Raw genomic sequence first — 20,373 nt, 5'->3', positions numbered from 1 at the left:
ATTAAAAAAGAAACTATTTTAGCAAATCTGCTCTATCAGTTTTCTCCCAGCTAATTGAGTCTTCAGTTCTGCCAAAATGACCATAGCTAGCAGTTTGTTGATATATAGGGCGCTTTAAATCCAACATTGCGATTAAGCCTTTAGGTCTTAGATCAAAGTGCTTTCTAATCAATGCCACTATTTCATGGTGAGGAATTTTTCCAGTTCCAAAAGTATCAACACTAATACTCGTTGGCTCTGCAACGCCAATTGCATAAGAAACTTGAATTTCACATCTTTCAGCAAGTCCAGCTGCCACAATATTTTTTGCAACATATCGAGTTGCGTAAGCTGCACTTCTATCAACTTTTGATGGATCTTTTCCAGAAAAAGCACCACCACCATGTCTAGCCATACCGCCGTAAGTATCTACAATAATTTTTCTTCCGGTAAGTCCAGCATCTCCAACAGGACCACCAATTACGAAGTTACCAGTTGGATTAATATGGTACTGAGTATCATTTGTTAGCCATTTTTCTGGCAAGATTGGCTTAATAATTTCTTCAAGTATCGTTTCTCTAAGCTCTTCTAATGAGATGTCACCGTCATGCTGCGTTGAAAGAACCACCGCATCAATTCCTACAATTTGATTACCTTCATAAATACAAGAAACTTGGGATTTTGCATCAGGGCGAAGCCAAGGTATGGAGCCATTTAGCATTAGCTCTGCTTGTTGTTTAACAAGTTGATGAGAAAGCATAATAGGTGCTGGCATTAATTCATCTGTTGAATTTTCAGCATAACCAAACATGAGCCCTTGATCACCAGCACCTTGCTCGTGATTTTCACTTTCTGTAACGCCCACAGAAATGTCTTGTGACTGTCTGCCTAAAAGGTTAGTTACTGAACAAGTGTTCCCATTAAAGCCATATTCTTCTTTGTCATAACCAATACCAAGAATAGTTTTTCGAGCCACTTCTTCATAATCAATTTGGGCGTTAGTAGTTATTTCTCCTGCCAAGACAACTTGATTATCTTTAACTAAAGTTTCAACAGCAACTCTTGAATTGATGTCTTGTATTAGTGCGGCGTCGAGAATAGCGTCAGAGATTTGATCACAAACTTTATCAGGGTGACCAGCAGAAACAGATTCAGAGGTAAATATCATAGTGTATTCCTATAAAAAATAAAAAAACCATTAAAGTGGGTTTCTCAGGAAAACACCAACTTTAGCTTATTTTAGTCATCTTAGTGACAACGCTAGCAATCGTAACAAATCAGCGTATGAGAATTATATAATCTTTTATGATCAAATGCAAAGATTATTCCAGGCTCACTCTCAAAGCCAATGCACTTATAAATGGAGCAGTTATAAGACTAATAATAAGAATTGAACCTAAAAAATAGAGCTGACCATTAATTGAAAGATTGAACTGGGATTGAGAGACTGCGCTCGTTGCAAAAATTAAAATAGGTATATAAAGAGGGAGTATTAGTAAAGATAATAACATCCCAGAATTTTTTATACTAACAACTAATGAAGCGCCTATGGATCCAATTAGGCTTAAACAAGGGGTGGCTATAAACAGCGTTAACATTAAAATATAGATGCTATTAGAATCTAAAAATAGGGCCATACCAAGTAACGGTGAAAGTAATATGATTGGGAGCCCACTAAGTATCCAATGCGCAGTAGTTTTAGCAAGGAGAATTAAGGGAAGTGGGTGATGAGAAATAACTATTTGCTCAAGAACGCCATTATCATAGTCGGAGTGAAACAAGGAGTTAAGTGATAAAAGTACTGAAAGCATTGTAATAACCCAAATAATACCAGGCGCTATATTCATTAATGTTTCAGAATCTGGGCTTATAGCAATTGGAAATAATGAAATAGAAATAACAAAAAACATTAGAGGATTAAGAAAGCTAGATGGATTTCTAAATGCCATTTTTAAATCTCTTGTTAGAGTTGTTAAAAAGATATTCAAAGAGAAATCTCCTTAAGGCTTTTAATATTGCAATCTTGATGGGTTGTTAATATACATAGACCACCATTTGCACAATGCTTTTCAATTTGATTTTCAATTATCTTGATTCCCTCTGAGTCTAGTGCGGTGAAAGGCTCATCAAGAAGCCAAACTTTCGACTGACTAATAAAAAGAAGTGATAATGCAACCCTCCTTTTCTGGCCTGCAGAAAGGTTTCCAGCAGACTCATGTTCATAATTTTCTAATCCAACTTCTTTTAAAGCGTCATGAAAATTTGGCGATAAAATTTCTGTATTTAGATTGGTTAAATATTCTAGATTTTCGATGCAGCTAAGCTCTGAGCTTAAAGCAGCATAGTGACCAAGATATAGAGTTTCTATTTGATATGTCTCGTTATTTGATTGATTTTGGTCGAATTCAATGTAGCCAAGCTCTGGAGTATTAAGTCCAGCAATTATCTTTAGAAGTGAGGTTTTTCCTGATCCATTTTGACCAGAGATTCTAAGGACTTCACCAGAATTTAATTCAAAAGATAAGTTTTCAAAGAGAAGGTTATAGCCTCTTTGGCAACTTAAGTTATTGACCGATAGCTTTGACATATCATTATTTTAGTTGATAAGCTCAATAAAGGCGATAGATTCGAAGGAGCTTAGGACTTAATTTAAAGACACATTCTTTTATTAATTAGAGTTTAATAATTCCTCTAAGCCACTCTTATCAATTTCAGATAACAGATTACCTGAAAATATAAGTCTTAAGCGGTATCTAATTTCTATCTCACCATCAATTGTTGAGTGATTAATGTAGTCCCATTGATATTGATGAAAAGGGTCAATAATGCTTGGCGAGCCAATCAAATTCATAACAGACTCCTTTGACATCCCTAATTGAAGCTGATTAACTTCTTTAATATCTAAAATTACTCCTTGCAGAATTGTTGGTTTATATACATCAATTGAGGGCATCTTAGGTTTAGCCCAGCTAGGCAGTGATAGCTTAGGCATTTTTGGTAAATCTGGCATAGTAAACTTTGGCAGTTTAGGAAGTTCAGGCGCCTTAGGAAGAGAATTAGAACACCCAGTCAAGATAAGACAGCCAAGTAGAATAAAAGTTAATCTGTTCATCATTAGTTAAAACATATAAAATATAAATAAGATTTTACCTTAAGGATTTTTAAATGGATGCAGAAGATTTAAAAAGTGCTGGTCTTAAAGTTACTCTTCCCAGGCTAAAGATTTTAGAAGTTTTGGAGAAATCACCAAACCATCATTTGAGTGCTGAGGACATCTATAGAGTTCTGATTGAACAAAATGAAGAGGTTGGTGTTGCAACAATTTACCGCGTTTTATCTCAATTTGAAGAATCTGGAATTGTTCAGAAATTAAATTTTGAAAATAACCAGGCTGTCTATGAGTTATGCGGCTTAGAACATCACGACCATCTAGTGTGTGTGAAGTGCAGTAAGATTATCGAATTTCAAGATGATGTTATTGAACAACATCAGCTTCAAATTGCAAAAAAACATGGCTTTGAGTTGACTGATCATTCACTATACCTTTATGGCTTATGCAAGGACTGTCATTAAGTTTTTTAGGGCTTTATAAATTATGGATGATTTTATTTATAGGGCGCTAATTGCGGCAATTGGCGTATCAATAATCGCAGGCTCTCTAGGTTGTTTTGTTATTTGGAAGCGCCTTTCATATTTTTCGGACTCTATTTCACATAGTGCGCTTTTAGGAGTTGCTCTTGGACTTGCAACTGGACTGGGTATTAATTTTGGTTTGGTTATTGTTGGGGGACTATTTGCAACTCTGATTGTTTTTTTGCAGCAAAAAGACTTCTGGTCGAGCGATGCTGTGCTAGGTATCTTCTCTCATATTTCTCTGTCGCTAGGTATTGTCGTTCTAGGCTTTATTGGGGATCAAAATATAGATTATTTTTCTTATCTTTTTGGAGATATATTATCCATAACCTCTAAAGATATCTATTGGATATTTTCTGTTATGGTTGTTGTTATTTTTCTATTATTTATTAATTGGAAAAAACTGTTATTACTCACACTTAATGAAGAATTAGCCAAAGCTGAAGGCGTTAATAAAACCTTTTATGAGCTGCTTTTTATGTTTTTAATAGCACTGGCTGTGTCTGTTTCAGTACAAATTGTAGGCGTTTTGTTGATTACCTCTTTACTAATTATTCCGCCTGCAATAGCTCGAGTTTTTTCAAACTCACCTATAGCAATGATTTTTAGCTCAATGATCATATCAATTGTTTCTGTTTTATTAGGGCTTTACACTTCAATTACATTTGATTTAGCAACTGGTCCTGCCATAGTTATTACTTTAGGAGTTTTCTTTTTTATTGCCCAATTCCTTCCAAATAGAGGCAGTTAAAGGGATTCATTAAGTGCGGTCAATTGGTTGGTTTGTTGCTCAATTACTAGTGGGTCTATAATTGCCTCTAATTCACCCTCCATTACTTCGCTTAATTTGTAGAGTGTTAAATTAATCCGATGGTCAGTAACCCTTCCTTGGGGGTAATTGTAAGTTCTGATTCTTTGAGAGCGGTCACCACTTCCAACAAGTTCTTTTCTTTGAGAGGCCTGTTCCTTCTGTTGTTCTTGTTGTTGAGCATCCAAAATTCTGGATGCTAGAACTGATAAAGCTTGAGCTTTATTTTTATGCTGAGAGCGGCCATCTTGGCATTCTACAACTGTTCCAGTAGGAATATGAGTTACGCGAACTGCAGAGTCAGTTTTGTTGACATGCTGACCTCCAGCTCCTGAAGCTCTAAAGGTATCAACCCTTACATCATTCATATTGATATTAACTTCTTCAATGCTAGAAACTTCTGGCATTACAGCAACGGTGCAAGCAGATGTATGAACTCTTCCTTGAGACTCAGTTTCAGGAACCCTTTGAACGCGATGAGCGCCGGATTCAAATTTAAGTTTTGAGTAAACGTTGGTGCCACTTATTCGTGCAATAATTTCTTTGAAGCCACCATGCTCTCCTAAATTAGAGCTTAATATTTCTAGTTGCCATTTAGATTTTTCTACATATCGAGTGTACATTCTATAAAGATCACCTGAAAAAATACTTGCCTCATCTCCACCTGTTCCTGCTCGAATTTCAATAATAATATTACGTGAGTCGTTCGGATCTTTTGGAAGAAGTGATTTCTTAAGATCTAATTCTATTTGCTCTAAAATCTTTCGACCTGAAACAATTTCCTCCTCAGCCATTTCTTTAATGTCTTGGTCATCTTCCTGGAGAAGAACTTCTGCAGCATCAATATCAGCAGTGACTGATAAATATTCAATGTACTTGTCATTTATTGGGCTTAATTGAGAGTGCTCTATGGAAAGCTCTCTAAATTTATTTTGATCAGAGGCAATAGACTGATCTGAGAGCAATGCGTTGATTTCTTCAAGGCGCATGGATAATTGCTCTAATTTAGTAAGGATTGATTGATTCATTAGTTGTCGATCTTAGAAGGATTTGTTTTATCTTTTTCGACTATTTCATGAGAGTCAGTTTTAAGACTGCTAGGATTTTTTAAATTCTCTAAAGTTTTATGTAGTAATTTATTAGTAAGTTTGTCAGCAAGCTCCTCTACCACTAGGTCGGGATTTGAGCCTGATTTAAGTTTTCTTAAGGCAGTTTGTAATAGCTCATCTTTAAGTAAATTTGCTTGCCTTCTATGATTTTTAATTATCTCTTCATTAGGAATATTCTTTGCCCATTCAATAAAATCAATACTTTTTGCATTAATTATCTTCTTAGCAATAACTTTTTCTTTTAGTCTTTCTTCTAAATTGCTATTAGCAATTTGCTGTAAATCATCCACACTATATAGAAATACATCTTCTAGTTGATTCGCCTCTGGTTCAATATCTCTAGGAATGGCTAAATCAATAAGTAGCATTGGTTTATGTTTTCTTTGATGAAGAACTGTTTCAATTAAGCCTTTTCCAATAATTGGAATAGGCGCTGCTGTTGAGGAGATAACTATATCCGCCCTATGAAGATTTTCAGATAGGCTTTTTAATGAAATCGCCTCGGCATCATGCTTAATTGCAATTGGCTGGGCATTTTCTATAGTTCTATTTGCAAAAATCATTTTTCTTACACCTCTTTTACTAAGGTGCTGAGCACTTAGCTCAATCATCTCTCCAGCGCCTATAAGCAAAACAGTTTGACTTGATAGGTTTGTAAATATTTTTTCACTTAGCTTGACAGCGCAATAAGCAACTGAGACTGGTGAAGAACCTATATTTGTGTCAGTACGAACTTTTTTTGCGATTTTAAAGACATGTTGAAATAATTTTTCTAAAATTTTATCTAAAGCGCTTTCATTCTTAGAGAGCTGATAAGCATCTTTTAGTTGGCCAAAAATTTGAGGCTCACCTAAAACTAAAGATTCTAGTCCACAAGCAACATTACATATATGTTGTACGGCTTCATTTTCTTCATAATAAGAAACATACTCAATTAAAGAGTGATGATCAATACCGTGACTGGATGCTAAAAATTTTATTAAAACATCTCGAATATTCTTTGAGTCATGTGAGACATAAATTTCTGACCTGTTGCAGGTAGAAAAGATAACGCAGCCTTTAATTTCTTTGAGTGAAAGTAGAGAGGAAATAGCGGGCGCAAGCTCACCATGAGCAAAGGCTACTTTTTCCCTAATTGCTACTGGGGCTATCTGATGGTTTACACTCAGTATTGCAATATTCGACATTTAAAAAAACGAAAATAATTTAATCCATTAATTATACATTGTCTATTCAATTTCATCAAAAGATAAAGCAGTTTAAGATAAAGGGATAGTTTTGTATAATTAATAAATATAACTACCTATTGGTCTAAAATAAAGACCATAAATTTAAAATAAAATGATTAAAGATGATTGAAGAGGACAGTCTAGTTGGTGGAGAAAATCAAAATAATGAGGATCTAAAAGTTACCTCAGTTAGGCCAAATTCATTTGCAGATTATATTGGCCAAGAAGATGTCAAATCACAAATGTCTTTATTTATTCAGGCAGCAAAGTCACGTTCTGATGTTCTTGATCATTGCCTAATTTATGGGCCTCCAGGATTAGGTAAGACAACTCTTGCCAATGTTATTGCCAATCAAATGGGTGCAGGAATTAAACAAACGTCTGGCCCTGTTTTGGAGCGCTCTGGTGATTTGGCTGCAATACTTACTAAACTTGAACCATTCGACATTCTTTTTATAGATGAAATTCACAGGCTCAACCCAGTTGTTGAAGAAATTCTTTATCCCGCATTAGAGGATTTTAAACTCGATATTTTAGTAGGAGAGGGCGTTGCTGCTCATTCAGTCCAGCTAGAACTGCCTCCATTTACTCTAATTGGTGCAACTACCAGGGCAGGAATGCTTACTTCACCTCTGAGAGATAGGTTTGGAATAGTGCATCGTTTGACTTTTTATAATGTTAAAGAATTGCAAGAGATAGTAGAAAGGTCCGCTTCAATTTTAAATATTGAAATCGAAGGCCAAGGCTCCTTAGAAATTGCTAAGCGCTCAAGAGGAACTCCTAGAATAGCTAATCGCCTTTTAAGAAGAGTCCGTGATTTTGCAGATGTTAAAACAAATGGTGTAATAAATATACAAATTGCAAAAGAAGCTCTTGAAACGTTAAAAGTTGATGAGGCAGGCCTTGAACAGCTCGATCGAGATTACCTTAGCCTCATTATTACTAAGTTTTCAGCGGGACCGGTAGGACTTGATACTTTAGCTACTGCACTTGGTGAAGAACGATCAACCTTAGAGGATATGATAGAGCCTTACCTTCTTCAGCAGGGTTTTATAATGAGAACACCGCGAGGCAGGATTGCAACAGACCTTGCTTTCTCTCATATAGGAGAGGTTCGCCTTAGCCATACTCAAGACTTGTATGGTAAATGAGTAGTTTAACTGTAAGAGTCTATTATGAAGACACAGATGCTGGCGGCGTTGTTTATTATGCTAATTATTTAAAGTATATTGAAAGGGGTAGAACTGAACATCTTCGTGAACTTGGTTTTGAACTAGCCACTATTGCAGAAGAAATTGGGCTAGTCTTTGTTGTGAAGTCTGTGAAGGCAGATTATCTATTACCTGCTTTTCTTGATGACACTATTGAGGTTCAAACTAGTATTGAATTAGTTAAACATGCGAGCTTAATTTTTGCTCATAAAATAACGAATATAGAGAAAAATACGGTATTATTTAAGGCTGAAGTAAAGGTAGTTTCTGTATTAAAAAATAATTTAAAGCCTTGCGCTTTTCCGCAAGAAATCATGGAGAAACTAAATGGAAGAAAATAGCTTATCAATTGTTGGCTTAATATTTAGCGCTGGACTTGTTGTTCAGTTAGTTATGATTATATTGGTCTTGATGTCAATTTACTCTTGGACTGTAATTATGTCTAAGAAAAAGATTTTGATGGATGCATCCAATGATGTTGAAAATTTTCACCAAGAATTTGAAAGAGAAAGTGAGCTATCTGTTCTGTATAAAAATTTGCCTCCTTTAGCCTCTGACTGGACTGCAATGGAAGATATTTTTGGCTCTGGCTACAAAGAGTTTACTCATAGCAAGTCCACGTCTAGTCAATTACGAATTATGAATTCTGAAAGAGCTTATAGATCAATGAATACTTCTGCGAGTAATGAGATCGATCGGCTTGATTCTAGCCTTTCTATTCTTGCGATGATTGCATCATCGAGCCCTTATATTGGTCTTTTTGGCACAGTTTGGGGAATCATGCATTCATTTATTGGTCTTGCATCAGTTAAGCAGGCAACGATAGCAATTGTTGCTCCTGGTATTGCGGAAGCTCTTATTGCAACTGCTTTTGGACTTTTTGCGGCAATACCCGCTACTATTGCTTACAACAGATTAGTTTCGCATGTTGAGGAAATTGGTAATAAGTACACCGCATTTGTGGAAGAGATTTTTGTAATCCTACAGAGACAAAAATGATAGAACTGCCTAGGCGCTCAAGACCTGATATCCATGCAGATATCAATATCGTTCCGTATATTGATGTAATGCTAGTGCTTTTAGTTATCTTTATGATGACTACCCCAATTATTGAGCAAGGTGTTGAGGTTGACTTGCCAAGTGCTCCTGCTGGAGTTGTTGATTACCAAGACCAGCAGCCTTCAATTATTTCAGTTGATGTAGATGGAAACTACTTTATAAATCCAATGACCAGTCCTGGAATGGACGCGATTGAAGATCTTGAACCAGTTTCATTAAATGTGGCTATAAATCAAGTGCTTGCTCGAAAAGAGATTTATCCAGATATGCAAGTTTTTGTTAGGGGTGATAAAAAAGTAGCTTACGAAAAAGTTATTGAAATTATTGCTGTATTAAAACAGTATGGCAAGATTGATAAGGTTGGCTTTATGACCGAAAACCCAAATTAGTTGAATTCTAATTATGAACTTTTTTAAAAAAATTACTCAGTTTTTTAGTAACTTAATACCTAAAAAAGCAGAAGTAGACTCAGAAGAAAAAGATAAAGAAAGGTCTTTAGATTTGCAAGAAGCTAAAACCTCTGGGTTCAAAAATTTTATTATTAAGGCTTTAAGTGTTCTTTTTAAGTACCTAAAAAAATTCGTCTTATTTATATTAGGCCTCATCAATACAATGATGCAGCCAATGGTTAAGATATCTAAAAAACATCCAATCGCTTTTTGGGCCGCAGTAATCCTACATGCATCTCTTCTATTTGGTTTACTGTATGCAAATGTTGAGCGCTGGAGTCCTCCAGAGCAAAGCTCAAGTATCTTGCCTTCTGCGCCAGTTCAAGCAGTTATGATTGATATGGAGATAATTGAAGCAGAGCAAGAGCGCTTAAAAGACGTAGAGAAGCAAAAGCAACAAAAGATTAAAAGCGAAGAAAAGAGATCAGAAACTGCTCAAAAAGATCAGAAAGTTGCAGAGCAGGAGGCTTTAAAGGCAAAAGCTAAAAAAATTATGGCAGAACTTCAGCGTAAATCGGAAGAGGCCAAGACTAAAGAGGCTGAAATTCAAGCGAGCAAAGCTAATGAAATAATTGCTGATGCTGAAATAAAGACAAAAATTGAAGAAGCTAAGGCTAATGAAATAATTGCTGATGCTAAAACAAAGACAAAAATTGAACAGGACAAGGCGAAAAAAGCTGAAGTGAAACGTATAGCTGAAGAAGCAAAGACTAAAGAGGCTGAGATTCTTGTTGAGGCTGCGGCTAAAAAAATTGAGCTTGCTGAGGCAAAACGAAAGCAAGAAGAAGTTAAAACAAAACTTGCAGAAATAAAACGAAAAGCTGAAGAGGCTAAAACCCAAGAGGCAGAAATATTAGCAAAAGAGGCAACTGCATTAGTAAAAGAGGCTGAAGCAAAAACTAAAGCTGAAGAACTTAAAGCAAAAGAGGCTGTATTATTAGCCCAAGAAACAGCTAGGGACGCTGAAATACTTGCAAAAGAAGTTGATAAGCAAGTTAAGAAGGCAGAAGCAAAACGTATAGCTGAAGAGCTGAAATTAAAATTAGCAGAAGCAAAGCGTATCGCATTAGAAATTAAAATTAAAGCAGCTGAGGTTAAGCAAAGCACTATTGAAGCCAAAACTAAAGATGCTGAATTACTCGTTAAAGAGGCGTCCAAACAGTTAGAAGAAGATCAGCAGAATAAAGATCTATTGGAGTTAGAAATAGCAGCCCTTAAAGAGGCTGAAGCTGAAATTCAATATAGACAGCTCCTTGCTAAAGAAGTTCAAGATGAGCAAGATACAGCAAGATCATTAATCATTGAGGATCAACTTAATACTCTTCAGAATGCTTATATAAATAATATAGCGGCCAGAGTTAAAACCTTTTGGAGATACCAGTCAGCTGAAGATGATTGGACAGCTGAAGTTTATGTTGTTCAAGATAGAGATGGAAATGTTAAGGCGGTAGATGTTAAAAATGCTAATGTTGGTAATAGTTCTCTTGGAAAGTCATTCAAGGACTCAATTGAAAGAGCTGTAAATAAAGCCTCACCACTTCCTGGGGCTCCTGATGAAGCTGTATTTGACAAAGAGCTTTACTTTATATTTAGTGTAAATTAACCTAAATATTACCTATGAAAACACATGATTTTTTATTGGAATTAGGAACTGAAGAACTGCCTCCAAAGCTTTTATTGAAGCTTTCAGAATCCCTTAAGAACAATATTGCTGATGAACTTAAAAAGATTAATATTTCTTCATCTAGTATCGTGTCTTTCGCTACCCCAAGGCGTTTAGCTGTATCTATTACAGAGCTACAAAGCAAACAAAAAGACCAAGTTATAGAAAAAAAAGGCCCTTCAACAGAATCTCCAGAAATGGCGATTAATGGCTTTGCAAAATCTTGTGGAGTTGATTTAAGTCAGCTTGAAAAAAAGCAATTAGGCGGCAAAGAATACTACTTTTACTCAAAAGAAGAGGCTGGTCAAATTATTAGTAGTCTCTTACCAAGAATCATAGAAAGCTCAATTAAAAATATTCCAATTACAAGAGCAATGAAATGGGGCAGTGCAGACCATTCTTTTGTTAGGCCCGTCCACTGGCTTGTTGTAATGCTTGATAAAGAGATTGTTCCAGCACAAATAATGGGACTTGAAAGTGGAAGGGTTACGAGGGGTTTAAGATTTCAAAAAGATCTTACTATTGAACTTTCACACGCGAGTGAATATGAGTTGGTTATGTCAAAAAGTGCTCAAATCATTGTTGATTTTAAAAAGCGTAAAGAGATTATCCGTGAGCAGGTTTTATTAGTAGCAAAGCAAAATAATGCTGAAGTAGTTATAGATGAATCTTTGCTGGATGAAGTTTGTGCGCTAGTTGAGTACCCTAGAGCTTTTGCTGGAAAGTTTGATGAAAAATTCCTATCTGTTCCTCATGAAGCTCTGATATCGGCAATGAAGTCACACCAAAAATACTTTCATTTAGTAGACAGTAAGGGTGGTTTGTTACCATTATTTATTTCTGTCGCAAACATTGAATCGAGTAATTTAAAAGTAGTTATTGAGGGCAATGAGAGGGTTATTCATCCTAGGCTATCAGATTCTGAGTTTTTTTGGAATCAAGATAAGGCTGTCAGGCTTGATCAGAGAATAGATGGGCTGGATAATGTTTTGTTTATGAAGTCTCTTGGCTCCATGGCTCAAAAAGCGAAACGGATAGAGCGCCTAAGTTCTTATATTGCTGAGTTGGTTGGATTTGATACTAAAGAATCTTCTCGTGCTGGTCTTTTATGCAAATCTGATCTTTTAAGTGAAATGGTTGGTGAATTTGCTGATTTACAAGGAATTATGGGTGGCTATTATGCCCTTAATGATGGAGAGTCAAAGGCTGTTTCAATAGCTATTAGGGAGCACTATCTACCTCGATTTTCAGGTGATACATTGCCCTCTACAAGTGAAGGTCTTGTAGTTGCAATCGCGGATAAGCTAGATACTATTACTGGTATTTATGGAATTGGACAGGCTCCAACAGGCTCTAAAGACCCCTATGCACTTAGAAGGCTAGCTCTTGGATTGCTACGAATACTGCTTGAGGCCAAAATAGAATTAAACCTTAAGTCATTAATTAAATTCTCTCTAGATTTACACTTAAAGGGAGTAGATAGAGGTACCTCTGACTCAATCTATAAATTTATGATGGAGCGGCTAAAAGCCTACTACAAAGATGCTAATATTGATAGCAACGTTTATGAAGCTGTTTTGGCAGTTAGTCCAGACTCGCCGTTTGATTTTCATTTGAGAGTTGAAGCGCTTAATGAGTTTACTCAAAGTGCTGACGCCAAGAGCTTGATTGAGTCAAATAAAAGAATTGCAAATATTCTTAAAGATTCAACCGAACATCTTAATGACCTTAATTCAAAGGCGTTAATTGAAGACTCGGAAAAAAATCTTTATAAAGCTACAGAGTTACTATCTAAACAATTATCAGATAAGAAAGATTACAAGACGACCATGCGCTCGTTGCTTGAATTAAAAGAGGCGATCGATATATTCTTTGATAATGTTATGGTTAATACAGAGGATGTAAAAGTACGTGAGGCTCGACTTGCTCTGATTAGTCGAGTTAGAGGTCTGTTTTTATCTGTTGCTGATATTTCTCACCTCTCATCATAACTAAATGAAAGCTTTGCTTCAGAGAGTAAGCTCTTCAAAGGTTGAAGTTGAAGGAAAAGTAGTGGGTCAAATTAGTAAAGGTCTGCTAGTTTTTATTGGTATTGAGAAGCAAGACGACATGATGTCTTCAGATAAGATGGTAAAAAAAATACTCTCATATCGAGTTTTTCCAGATCCAGATGAGAAGATGAATTTAAGTATTCGTGATATAAATGGAGAGCTTTTAATCGTATCTCAATTTACTCTTGCAGCAGACACTAAGGATGGAACAAGGGCAAGTTTTTCAACAGCAATGCTTCCAACTGAAGCAGAAAAACTATACAATAATTTTCTTGAAAAAACTCAATCTATGGGCACCATTATTGAAAGTGGTATTTTTGGAGTGGACATGCAGGTTTCACTTGTTAATGATGGACCAGTAACCTTTCTTTTAGAAACTTAAGTAATTTATGCTTTTATCTGTCTTCAATATATTTTCCAATATTTATTATGAGTAGTACTAATAAAATTTATGGTATCAAGAACTGTGATACCGTCAAAAAAGCTCTTAAGTATTTATCTGCTAATGATATAGCTTATGAATTTATAGACTTTAGAGTCGATCCAATTTCAAAAAATGAGTTTCAAAAAATGATTGAAAAAGTTGGATTGGAGATTCTTATAAATAAACGCTCAACCACCTATCGAACATTAACTGAAAGTGACAAAGATAATATTGATTATGAGTTAATTTTGAAATATCCAACTTTAATTAAGAGGCCAGTTATGATCAGAGATGACAAAATAATGGTGGGCTTTAGTGAGCAGAAATATTTAGATTTTTTTAGCTAGGTTTGCTTTTGATCTTCAAGCTCTTTTCTTACTTCATCCATGTCAATTGATTTAGCTTTTTCTAATAAGTCTTCTAAGTCTTTCCCAGACATAGAACCTGGCTGTGAAAAAATTCCAATTCCATCTCTAAAAATCATTAAAGTTGGGATTGATCTAATTTGAAATTGAGCGCCAAGTTCTTGTTCATCTTCAGTGTTGACTTTAGCAAAGGTCACTCCATCAACCTTCTCAGAGATTTCTTTAAAGGTTGGAGCAAACTGAATACATGGACCACACCAAGGAGCCCAGAAATCAATAATAACAATTTCATTATTGTTAATAGTCTCATCTAAATTTGCTTGTGAAAGCTCAATTACTGACATAAATTTTCCTTTTAAAATTTTTTAAAAAGCATTATAACTTTTTTACTAAAATACTGGTTAGTTTTTACATAGCTGATAAAATATCCCAATGAAAATACTTGGTATAGATCCTGGCTCTAGAATTACTGGTTTTGGTTTAATTGAGGCAAATAAACTAAAATTTACTTATCTTAATAGTGGTTGTATTAGAACTCAGGGTGATTTAAATGAGCGAATTATTACGATATATGAGGGCGTTAAAGAGGTTATTGCTAAGCATGAAATTGATATAGTCGTCATTGAAAGGGTATTCATGAGGCCTGATAGGCCAAATCCTGATGCTGCAATTAAGCTTGGACATGCTCGCGGTGCTATTATTTCTGCTACTGGGGGCCAAGGTATTCCAATTGTAGATTACACAGCTAATCAAATTAAAAAGGCAGTTGTTGGAAGAGGTCACGCATCGAAAGAGCAGGTTTCTTTTATGGTGCAGCAGCTCCTCAAATTAAATAAAGCCCCACAAGAAGATGCTGGAGACGCTCTAGCAGGAGCAATTTGTCATGCTTACCATGCCCTGTAAAAATTAACTAAAGTAAACCTTTACTTCACCAAATCCTGGAAGTTTTTTTATAATTTCGCTGAGATTAAAATTGATCGTACTAATTTCATTATTATCTAAATAATCAACCGAAAGATAAAAGTCCACTAGTATTTCACCCTCTAGGTAGTGCAGTTGAGTTCTTTCAATTTCATAAGAGCAATTCTCAAGTTTGAGCGACTGACTAATAATCTTTAATGCTTGAGCTCTCTCTGGAAGGTCCTTATAAGGCGCATCTTCTTTTTCTTCATCATTTTCAGGATCAATGTGAACAGTTACGTCATCAAGCTCCTCTATACATTCTTTTGCAACTCTCTCAACGCTAACACTTATTATATGACCCTCACTAACGGATAAAAATGGATTGACCTGGACATGAACGTCAGCCGATTTTTTATGACCAACTTTTCTGGTTCTTAAGGTATGAACGCTATTTACTCCTTTAATATCAGCAAGTGCTTTATGAAGATTTTTTATGTCTTCTGGGTCAATTGAAGTATCTACTAATTCTTTAGTCGCCTCAAATCCAAGTTGCCAGCCAATATAAATAATCATTAAGCCAACTATAATTGCAGCAACGCTATCTAGGAAAAAGTAACCATTGGCAGCACCTATAATTCCAATAACAACGACTATAGAGGAAAATGCATCAGTTCTATGATGCCAAGCATTTGCTTTAAGTAAGTCAGACTTAATATTTTTAGCAACTTTAACTGTATACCAATACAAAGCTTCTTTACTAAGAATTGATAATGCAGCAGCCGCAATTAACCAGTTTTCATGCTTTAGAGGAGTGGCATTGCTGAAACGACCAAATCCATCAAAAATAATAATAGTACCAACTATTGCTAAAAAGATACTTAATCCTAAAGTTGCAACCGTTTCAAATCTTTCATGTCCATATGGATGGTCGGCATCTGGCGCTTCTCCAGAAAGTTTTGCGGCATACCATGTAACCCAGTCTGTGAGGAGATCTGAGAAAGAATGAATTCCATCTGCAATAAGAGCTCCTGATTGACCTATGATTCCGAGAGAAACTTTTATAATAGAAAGTAAAAAATCAATAATTGCTCCTATAACGGTAGCTTTTTGACTTTCTTTAGTGCGATTTATAGAGTGCATTGCTAACTTAATAGTTCAAGTATGTAACGACCTATTTTAAGTTAAATGCCTTTATTTTTTATTGAAATCATTTAATTTAAATATTTTTTTTAAATATAGCTTGCAATTGTTAATGATAATGAGTATCATTATCATTTAATAAATAATTAAGCAAAGGTTCGAAATTGATTACTAATAAATTCAGCTTCCTAATGCAATCTCCTAAGATCGTACGCTGCTCTATATTGGTAATTGTTTCAACAGCTTCAAAATAGCCCTCCGAACTATGATGAAGCAAATATCAAAGGAGTTTTAACTAAGTGATAAATTGATTACATTCATATTTTTTTACTTCCTTTAAATGTGTATGTCTGTGATTAATTGGCCCTATGTCTTCCTCCTTGCATAGGGCTTTTTTTAATAGAATATAAAAATAAAAATAAAAATGAAATATTGGTATAGATACAAACTCTTTATTTTAAAAAAAACTAATCGACTAGATTTTATATCGATGAGGAGATTAGGTATTCCAAAAAAAATTATTGGAAAAGTGATTTTAGATGAGGTTAAAAATGACCTTAGACTTAAGGGAGATATCTCCAAATATCACTACAAATATAACTAATTAAATGTAATAAATTATATTTGCATCAACTACAGAATTAAAAAAAACATTAGCCATTACCATAAGGACAAAACTATGAGCGTTTTAGTTACACAGCAAGCACCAGACTTTATATCCACAGCAGTTCTTGCAGATGGGCAAATTGTAGAGGATTTTCAACTATCAAGTTTTAAAGGTAAAAAAATTGTATTGTTCTTTTATCCCTTAGATTTTACTTTTGTATGCCCGACAGAGATTCTTGCACATCACCATAGAGTTGCTGCTTTCGATAAGCTTGATACTCAGTTAATTGGAGTTTCTATTGACTCAAGACATACTCATAATGCTTGGCGAAATACTAAAATAAATGATGGTGGTATTGGATTTATTGATTTTCCATTAGTTTCTGATATGGATCATAAAATTATGGAAAAGTATGGCATTGTCCACCCAGAGGGAACAGCTTTAAGGGCATCTTTTTTAATTGATGAGAATTTTGTTGTTCGTCATCAAGTTGTTAATGATCATCCTCTAGGTAGAAATGTGGATGAAATGCTAAGAATGGTTGATGCACTTGATTTTCATACTGAAAATGGAGAGGTATGCCCTGCAGGATGGAATAAGGGTGATGAAGGAATGAAGGAATCAGCTGAAAGCGTTGAAGAGTATTTATCAAAAAATTCTGCCAACCTTTAATTTGATAAAAATATAATATTTAAAATTAGCCTTTTTCTACAATAATATTAAAATTTGGAAGTGCTTTAATAAGATGTTTTCCATAAAACTTTGTTACTAGCCTATTATCAAAAATAGTAATTTTACCCGAATCTGTTTCAGTTCTTATGAGCCTCCCACAAGCTTGTATTAATCTTAATGAAGCGTCTGGTAGAGAAATTTCCATAAATGAATTTCGATTTAACGACTCAAGATATGATTGAGTCGTTTTTTCAATTGGCGATGTTGGAACGCTAAATCTTAACTTAGCAATAATTACGTGGTTTAAATTATCACCTTTAAGGTCAACGCCTTCAGCAAAGCTATCAAGACCAAAGATTATACTGCCTAAACCATTTTTTCTATTTTCAATATGTCTTTCTAGAATATTTTTCTTGCTATATTCGCCTTGAATAAATAGATCACAATCTAATGATTTTTCTATTAAGTCGGCTACACTCTGCATTTGATTGTTTGATGCAAAAAGCACGAGTGTGGCTGCTGATGTATCAATACGTTTTTTTAACTCTAGCGCAATTTCTTGAGTATGATCAAAAGACTGTGTTGGGCTTGCTTTAATTTTAGCGATTATAAAGTCAACTGACTCATGATTAAACGGAGATGCCAGGCGAAGATACTGATTTTCTAAAAACTTTAATCCAAGTTGTTGATTTAATCTATCAAAGCTTCCTAGAGCAGTCAATGTAGCTGATGTAAAAACAACTCCTGCTGCTTTAGACCATATTAATTTGTCTAAATAGCTAGAGACATCAATTTTTGCAGTGTTTAGTTGATAGTTATTTTTTTTATTAGCAAGCTTTGATTGACTTATCCAGTTACTTGTTGGAGCTTGTTCATTATTTAGGTTCTGATTAAATGTATTTAAAAGCGATAAGATTGAAGATAGATTTTGATTATTTTGACCAATTATATTATTTAAGTTATCAGTTATAGCCTGGTCAATATTATTACTTTTATAGTGCTCTTCCCAAATATCTTTATGTTCTGAAAAATCTTTATACGCTGAATTAAATAAGATTAATATTTGTTTGGTTAAATTCAGTATTTCACTAGGCACACCAGTTATGGGAAATAGATGAATATCATCTTGGTATTCAAGATTTGAGATGACTTCAGTTAGATCACTTATAGCTTCGTCAGTCTTTTCAATATAACTAGCAGGGGATGTAATTTTTATAATTTTTATAATTTGATCTATGGCGCCCTGATACTGACGGATAGATGTTTTCATAAACTCAGTACTGCCACCCAGTGAAAAATGAGAAAGTGCTTTTTGAGATAGATGATGAGCCTCATCAAAAACAAAAATACAATCTTCAACTTCAGGAAGAACATTATTACCATTTATAATATCGGCCAAAACTAGATCATGATTTGCAATAATTACGTCAGCATGTGAAGCTTTTTTTCTAGCTTTAAAGAAAGCGCAATCATTATAAAATTCACAATTTTTAGAGTTGCATGTAAATCGATTGCAGGCAATTTTTTGCCATAATTTATTTTCAGGTGGGTTCTCAAGGTCATCAATTTCCCCACTCCACCTTGTGGCAGTATAGCTTTCAGTCATTTCACTTAAAACATCTAAGTCATTTTTACTTGGCTTTTCATCCCAAAGAAGAGCATCATCTATAAGAGAAGGAGAGCTTGAATTGTCTTCTGTCAGGTTAATTAAGTTTCGAATACAAACATATCTTGACCTTCCTTTAGCTAAAGCATATTCAAAATCAACTGAAGAATATTTCTCTGCCTCAACAATATCTTTATTTAGAATTTGTTCTTGAAGTGCTACATTTGCAGAAGCTATAACTAGCTTCTTTTTTGACTCTTTTGCAATTGGTAAGCAGCTCACTAGGTAAGCCATAGTTTTCCCAGTTCCAGTTGGAGCTTCAACACATATGATTGGGTTTGAATTGGCATACTCACCTGCCAATGTTTTTGAAATCTCAGCAATCATTTTATTTTGAGATGAGCGGTTACTAAAATTTGGTAATTGTTTTTTCGCATCTTCAAAGGAAGAGCGTATTTGCTGTTTAAGTTTTGTTGTAAGCATTAAGTGGTTTAAGAGTTTCTATCTATTGAAAGCTCACATAATAGTTGAAGTGCAGAGCGGTATTCGGAGTTAGGAATAACTTCCAGAAACTTCAGTGCTTTAGTGGATTCATTTTTTGCTACTTTGCGGCTATATTCAAATGCATTAACACTAAGAAGAATATTTACAATATTATCTATGTTTGAAGAGTCAGCATTGGTTATGGCATTGGAAAGAGTTGCTTTTTCAGCCCCTTTCGTATTTTCAAGGGCATAAATCATTGGAAGTGTAACTTTTCCTTCAGACAAGTCATCGCCAACTTCTTTTCCAATAACAGAAGAATTTGATTCATAATCAAGGGTGTCATCTATAATCTGAAAGGCATTACCTAAATGCTTTCCAAAGCTACCAAGCCCATTAATTACGTTTTTATTGGATTCAGCTAATATTCCAGCTATTTGGCATGCAGCCTTAAAGAGACACGCTGTTTTTCTTTCAATTACTTCAAAATATTCTGTCTGAGAAACGTTAGCATTTTTAATGCTTAATAATTGAAGCACCTCTCCTTCTGAAATTTGATTGGTTGCTTTAGATAGGATTTTCATTATTTCCATCGAGTTGGGTTCAACCATAATTTCAAATGCCCTTGAGTATAAAAAGTCACCAACTAGAACACTTGGGGCATTACCCCATAATTCGTTTGCAGTTTCATGGCCTCGACGGATGGATGAGCTATCTACAACATCATCATGCAGAAGAGTTGCAGTATGAATGAGTTCAATTACAACTGCCATTGAGTGATGATAATCACCTTTATAGTTAGTTGCTCTGGCGCATAATAATAGAAGAAGTGGCCTAATTCGCTTTCCACCTGAGTTAATAATGTACTGGCTCATTTGACTAATGAGGTCAACATTTGAATCTAGTCGATTAACTAGAATTTCATCCATCATCACTAGGTCACTCTTCATAAGAGCATGAATTTCACTAAAATTTTGCATAA

Annotated in this window: 22 protein-coding genes; 12 read left to right on the top strand and 10 right to left on the bottom strand. The window is 34.9% G+C overall.

Going from position 1 to position 20,373, the window contains the following annotated elements; genetic code table 11:
* Positions 1-13 precede the first annotated feature (13 nt).
* The 4 genes from metK to AC5YGD_RS06630 form a co-directional block, all read right to left on the bottom strand.
* Entirely contained in the window at positions 14-1,147 is a 1,134-nt protein-coding gene (gene metK, locus AC5YGD_RS06645; RefSeq protein ID WP_496141191.1) for a methionine adenosyltransferase, read from the bottom strand.
* Positions 1,148-1,301: 154 nt separating this feature from the next.
* Entirely contained in the window at positions 1,302-1,967 is a 666-nt protein-coding gene (gene ccmB, locus AC5YGD_RS06640; protein WP_496141190.1) for a heme exporter protein CcmB, read from the bottom strand.
* The gene (gene ccmA / locus AC5YGD_RS06635; protein ID WP_496141189.1) at positions 1,964-2,566 is read right to left on the bottom strand and encodes a cytochrome c biogenesis heme-transporting ATPase CcmA; all 603 of its coding nucleotides are present in this window, start codon (positions 2,564-2,566) and stop codon (positions 1,964-1,966) included. The genes ccmB and ccmA overlap by 4 nt, the downstream gene beginning before the upstream one ends.
* Positions 2,567-2,647: 81 nt before the next feature.
* On the bottom strand, positions 2,648-3,094 hold the full coding sequence (locus AC5YGD_RS06630; RefSeq protein WP_496141188.1) for an outer membrane protein assembly factor BamE domain-containing protein: 447 nt from the start codon (positions 3,092-3,094) through the stop codon (positions 2,648-2,650).
* A gap of 50 nt (positions 3,095-3,144) precedes the next feature.
* Here AC5YGD_RS06630 and fur point away from each other — a divergent pair, with 50 nt between their 5' ends.
* Entirely contained in the window at positions 3,145-3,552 is a 408-nt protein-coding gene (fur, locus tag AC5YGD_RS06625) for a ferric iron uptake transcriptional regulator (RefSeq protein ID WP_416677406.1), read from the top strand.
* Positions 3,553-3,574: 22 nt separating this feature from the next.
* Complete coding sequence (locus tag AC5YGD_RS06620) at positions 3,575-4,363, top strand: iron chelate uptake ABC transporter family permease subunit (RefSeq protein ID WP_496141187.1); 789 nt, start codon at positions 3,575-3,577, stop codon at positions 4,361-4,363.
* Here AC5YGD_RS06620 and prfA read toward each other — a convergent pair.
* The gene (gene prfA / locus AC5YGD_RS06615) at positions 4,360-5,448 is read right to left on the bottom strand and encodes a peptide chain release factor 1 (protein ID WP_496141186.1); all 1,089 of its coding nucleotides are present in this window, start codon (positions 5,446-5,448) and stop codon (positions 4,360-4,362) included. The genes AC5YGD_RS06620 and prfA overlap by 4 nt on opposite strands.
* Complete coding sequence (hemA, locus tag AC5YGD_RS06610) at positions 5,448-6,716, bottom strand: glutamyl-tRNA reductase (RefSeq protein WP_496141185.1); 1,269 nt, start codon at positions 6,714-6,716, stop codon at positions 5,448-5,450. Before hemA ends, prfA begins: the two co-directional genes overlap by 1 nt.
* A gap of 164 nt (positions 6,717-6,880) precedes the next feature.
* Here hemA and ruvB point away from each other — a divergent pair, with 164 nt between their 5' ends.
* From ruvB to AC5YGD_RS06570, 8 genes are read left to right on the top strand one after another with little or no spacing between them, the layout of a single operon-like run.
* Positions 6,881-7,909 (top strand): Holliday junction branch migration DNA helicase RuvB, encoded by a 1,029-nt coding sequence (gene ruvB / locus AC5YGD_RS06605; protein WP_416651212.1) that lies wholly within the window; start codon positions 6,881-6,883, stop codon positions 7,907-7,909.
* Complete coding sequence (ybgC, locus tag AC5YGD_RS06600; protein ID WP_496141184.1) at positions 7,906-8,310, top strand: tol-pal system-associated acyl-CoA thioesterase; 405 nt, start codon at positions 7,906-7,908, stop codon at positions 8,308-8,310. The genes ruvB and ybgC overlap by 4 nt, the downstream gene beginning before the upstream one ends.
* Positions 8,297-8,968: a protein TolQ gene (gene tolQ / locus AC5YGD_RS06595; RefSeq protein WP_416651210.1), complete on the top strand. Its 672-nt coding sequence runs from the start codon at positions 8,297-8,299 to the stop codon at positions 8,966-8,968. The genes ybgC and tolQ overlap by 14 nt, the downstream gene beginning before the upstream one ends.
* Positions 8,965-9,417, top strand: coding sequence for an ExbD/TolR family protein (locus tag AC5YGD_RS06590; protein ID WP_416651209.1), 453 nt, complete (start codon positions 8,965-8,967; stop codon positions 9,415-9,417). Before tolQ ends, AC5YGD_RS06590 begins: the two co-directional genes overlap by 4 nt.
* Before the next feature lie 13 nt (positions 9,418-9,430).
* A complete protein-coding gene (locus AC5YGD_RS06585) occupies positions 9,431-11,080 on the top strand; it encodes a TonB C-terminal domain-containing protein (protein WP_496141183.1) in 1,650 nt (549 codons plus the stop codon).
* Positions 11,081-11,094: 14 nt separating this feature from the next.
* Positions 11,095-13,131, top strand: a complete 2,037-nt coding sequence (gene glyS / locus AC5YGD_RS06580) for a glycine--tRNA ligase subunit beta (RefSeq protein WP_496141182.1) — start codon at positions 11,095-11,097, stop codon at positions 13,129-13,131.
* Between the two features lie 4 nt (positions 13,132-13,135).
* On the top strand, positions 13,136-13,573 hold the full coding sequence (gene dtd, locus AC5YGD_RS06575; RefSeq protein ID WP_496141181.1) for a D-aminoacyl-tRNA deacylase: 438 nt from the start codon (positions 13,136-13,138) through the stop codon (positions 13,571-13,573).
* A gap of 47 nt (positions 13,574-13,620) precedes the next feature.
* Positions 13,621-13,962, top strand: coding sequence for a Spx/MgsR family RNA polymerase-binding regulatory protein (locus AC5YGD_RS06570; protein ID WP_496141180.1), 342 nt, complete (start codon positions 13,621-13,623; stop codon positions 13,960-13,962).
* On the opposite strand, the gene trxA is transcribed toward AC5YGD_RS06570, so the two are convergent.
* Positions 13,959-14,324, bottom strand: a complete 366-nt coding sequence (gene trxA / locus AC5YGD_RS06565; RefSeq protein WP_416694569.1) for a thioredoxin — start codon at positions 14,322-14,324, stop codon at positions 13,959-13,961. The genes AC5YGD_RS06570 and trxA overlap by 4 nt on opposite strands.
* 88 nt (positions 14,325-14,412) lie before the next feature.
* Here trxA and ruvC point away from each other — a divergent pair, with 88 nt between their 5' ends.
* Complete coding sequence (gene ruvC / locus AC5YGD_RS06560) at positions 14,413-14,883, top strand: crossover junction endodeoxyribonuclease RuvC (RefSeq protein ID WP_496141179.1); 471 nt, start codon at positions 14,413-14,415, stop codon at positions 14,881-14,883.
* A 3-nt stretch (positions 14,884-14,886) separates the two neighbouring features.
* Here the strand turns inward: ruvC and AC5YGD_RS06555 are convergent, their stop codons facing one another.
* Positions 14,887-16,023 carry a cation diffusion facilitator family transporter gene (locus AC5YGD_RS06555; protein WP_496141178.1) on the bottom strand — a complete coding sequence of 379 codons (1,137 nt, stop codon included), beginning with the start codon at positions 16,021-16,023 and terminating at the stop codon, positions 14,887-14,889.
* Between the two features lie 679 nt (positions 16,024-16,702).
* Between AC5YGD_RS06555 and AC5YGD_RS06550 the strand changes: the two genes are divergently transcribed.
* Positions 16,703-17,302, top strand: a complete 600-nt coding sequence (locus tag AC5YGD_RS06550) for a peroxiredoxin (protein ID WP_271537690.1) — start codon at positions 16,703-16,705, stop codon at positions 17,300-17,302.
* A 25-nt stretch (positions 17,303-17,327) separates the two neighbouring features.
* Here AC5YGD_RS06550 and dinG read toward each other — a convergent pair whose 3' ends face one another.
* Together dinG and AC5YGD_RS06540 are read right to left on the bottom strand one after the other, a co-directional pair.
* Positions 17,328-19,391 carry an ATP-dependent DNA helicase DinG gene (dinG, locus tag AC5YGD_RS06545; protein WP_496141177.1) on the bottom strand — a complete coding sequence of 688 codons (2,064 nt, stop codon included), beginning with the start codon at positions 19,389-19,391 and terminating at the stop codon, positions 17,328-17,330.
* An 8-nt stretch (positions 19,392-19,399) separates the two neighbouring features.
* Positions 19,400-20,371 carry a polyprenyl synthetase family protein gene (locus tag AC5YGD_RS06540; protein ID WP_496141176.1) on the bottom strand — a complete coding sequence of 324 codons (972 nt, stop codon included), beginning with the start codon at positions 20,369-20,371 and terminating at the stop codon, positions 19,400-19,402.
* Positions 20,372-20,373: the final 2 nt, after the last annotated feature.

It is taken from the genome of Candidatus Pseudothioglobus sp. uisw_070 (assembly GCF_059512545.2).
The sequence above is the reverse complement of the archived record's forward strand: the minus strand, read 5'-3'. Positions and strand labels throughout refer to the sequence as shown.

Bases quoted from the DNA above. Each gene is read 5' to 3' on its own strand.
- AC5YGD_RS06540 (WP_496141176.1), bottom strand. From the start codon at position 20,371: ATGCAAAATTTTAGTGAAATTCATGCTCTTATGAAGAGTGACCTAGTG.
- prfA (WP_496141186.1), bottom strand. From the start codon at position 5,448: ATGAATCAATCAATCCTTACTAAATTAGAGCAATTATCCATGCGCCTT.
- AC5YGD_RS06590 (WP_416651209.1), top strand. From the start codon at position 8,965: ATGATAGAACTGCCTAGGCGCTCAAGACCTGATATCCATGCAGATATC.
- AC5YGD_RS06555 (WP_496141178.1), bottom strand. From the start codon at position 16,023: ATGCACTCTATAAATCGCACTAAAGAAAGTCAAAAAGCTACCGTTATA.
- AC5YGD_RS06570 (WP_496141180.1), top strand. From the start codon at position 13,621: ATGAGTAGTACTAATAAAATTTATGGTATCAAGAACTGTGATACCGTC.
- AC5YGD_RS06585 (WP_496141183.1), top strand. From the start codon at position 9,431: ATGAACTTTTTTAAAAAAATTACTCAGTTTTTTAGTAACTTAATACCT.
- fur (WP_416677406.1), top strand. From the start codon at position 3,145: ATGGATGCAGAAGATTTAAAAAGTGCTGGTCTTAAAGTTACTCTTCCC.
- ruvC (WP_496141179.1), top strand. From the start codon at position 14,413: ATGAAAATACTTGGTATAGATCCTGGCTCTAGAATTACTGGTTTTGGT.
- ruvB (WP_416651212.1), top strand. From the start codon at position 6,881: ATGATTGAAGAGGACAGTCTAGTTGGTGGAGAAAATCAAAATAATGAG.
- ccmA (WP_496141189.1), bottom strand. From the start codon at position 2,566: ATGTCAAAGCTATCGGTCAATAACTTAAGTTGCCAAAGAGGCTATAAC.
- AC5YGD_RS06550 (WP_271537690.1), top strand. From the start codon at position 16,703: ATGAGCGTTTTAGTTACACAGCAAGCACCAGACTTTATATCCACAGCA.
- AC5YGD_RS06630 (WP_496141188.1), bottom strand. From the start codon at position 3,094: ATGATGAACAGATTAACTTTTATTCTACTTGGCTGTCTTATCTTGACT.
- dinG (WP_496141177.1), bottom strand. From the start codon at position 19,391: ATGCTTACAACAAAACTTAAACAGCAAATACGCTCTTCCTTTGAAGAT.
- ybgC (WP_496141184.1), top strand. From the start codon at position 7,906: ATGAGTAGTTTAACTGTAAGAGTCTATTATGAAGACACAGATGCTGGC.
- trxA (WP_416694569.1), bottom strand. From the start codon at position 14,324: ATGTCAGTAATTGAGCTTTCACAAGCAAATTTAGATGAGACTATTAAC.
- tolQ (WP_416651210.1), top strand. From the start codon at position 8,297: ATGGAAGAAAATAGCTTATCAATTGTTGGCTTAATATTTAGCGCTGGA.
- dtd (WP_496141181.1), top strand. From the start codon at position 13,136: ATGAAAGCTTTGCTTCAGAGAGTAAGCTCTTCAAAGGTTGAAGTTGAA.
- metK (WP_496141191.1), bottom strand. From the start codon at position 1,147: ATGATATTTACCTCTGAATCTGTTTCTGCTGGTCACCCTGATAAAGTT.
- AC5YGD_RS06620 (WP_496141187.1), top strand. From the start codon at position 3,575: ATGGATGATTTTATTTATAGGGCGCTAATTGCGGCAATTGGCGTATCA.
- glyS (WP_496141182.1), top strand. From the start codon at position 11,095: ATGAAAACACATGATTTTTTATTGGAATTAGGAACTGAAGAACTGCCT.
- hemA (WP_496141185.1), bottom strand. From the start codon at position 6,716: ATGTCGAATATTGCAATACTGAGTGTAAACCATCAGATAGCCCCAGTA.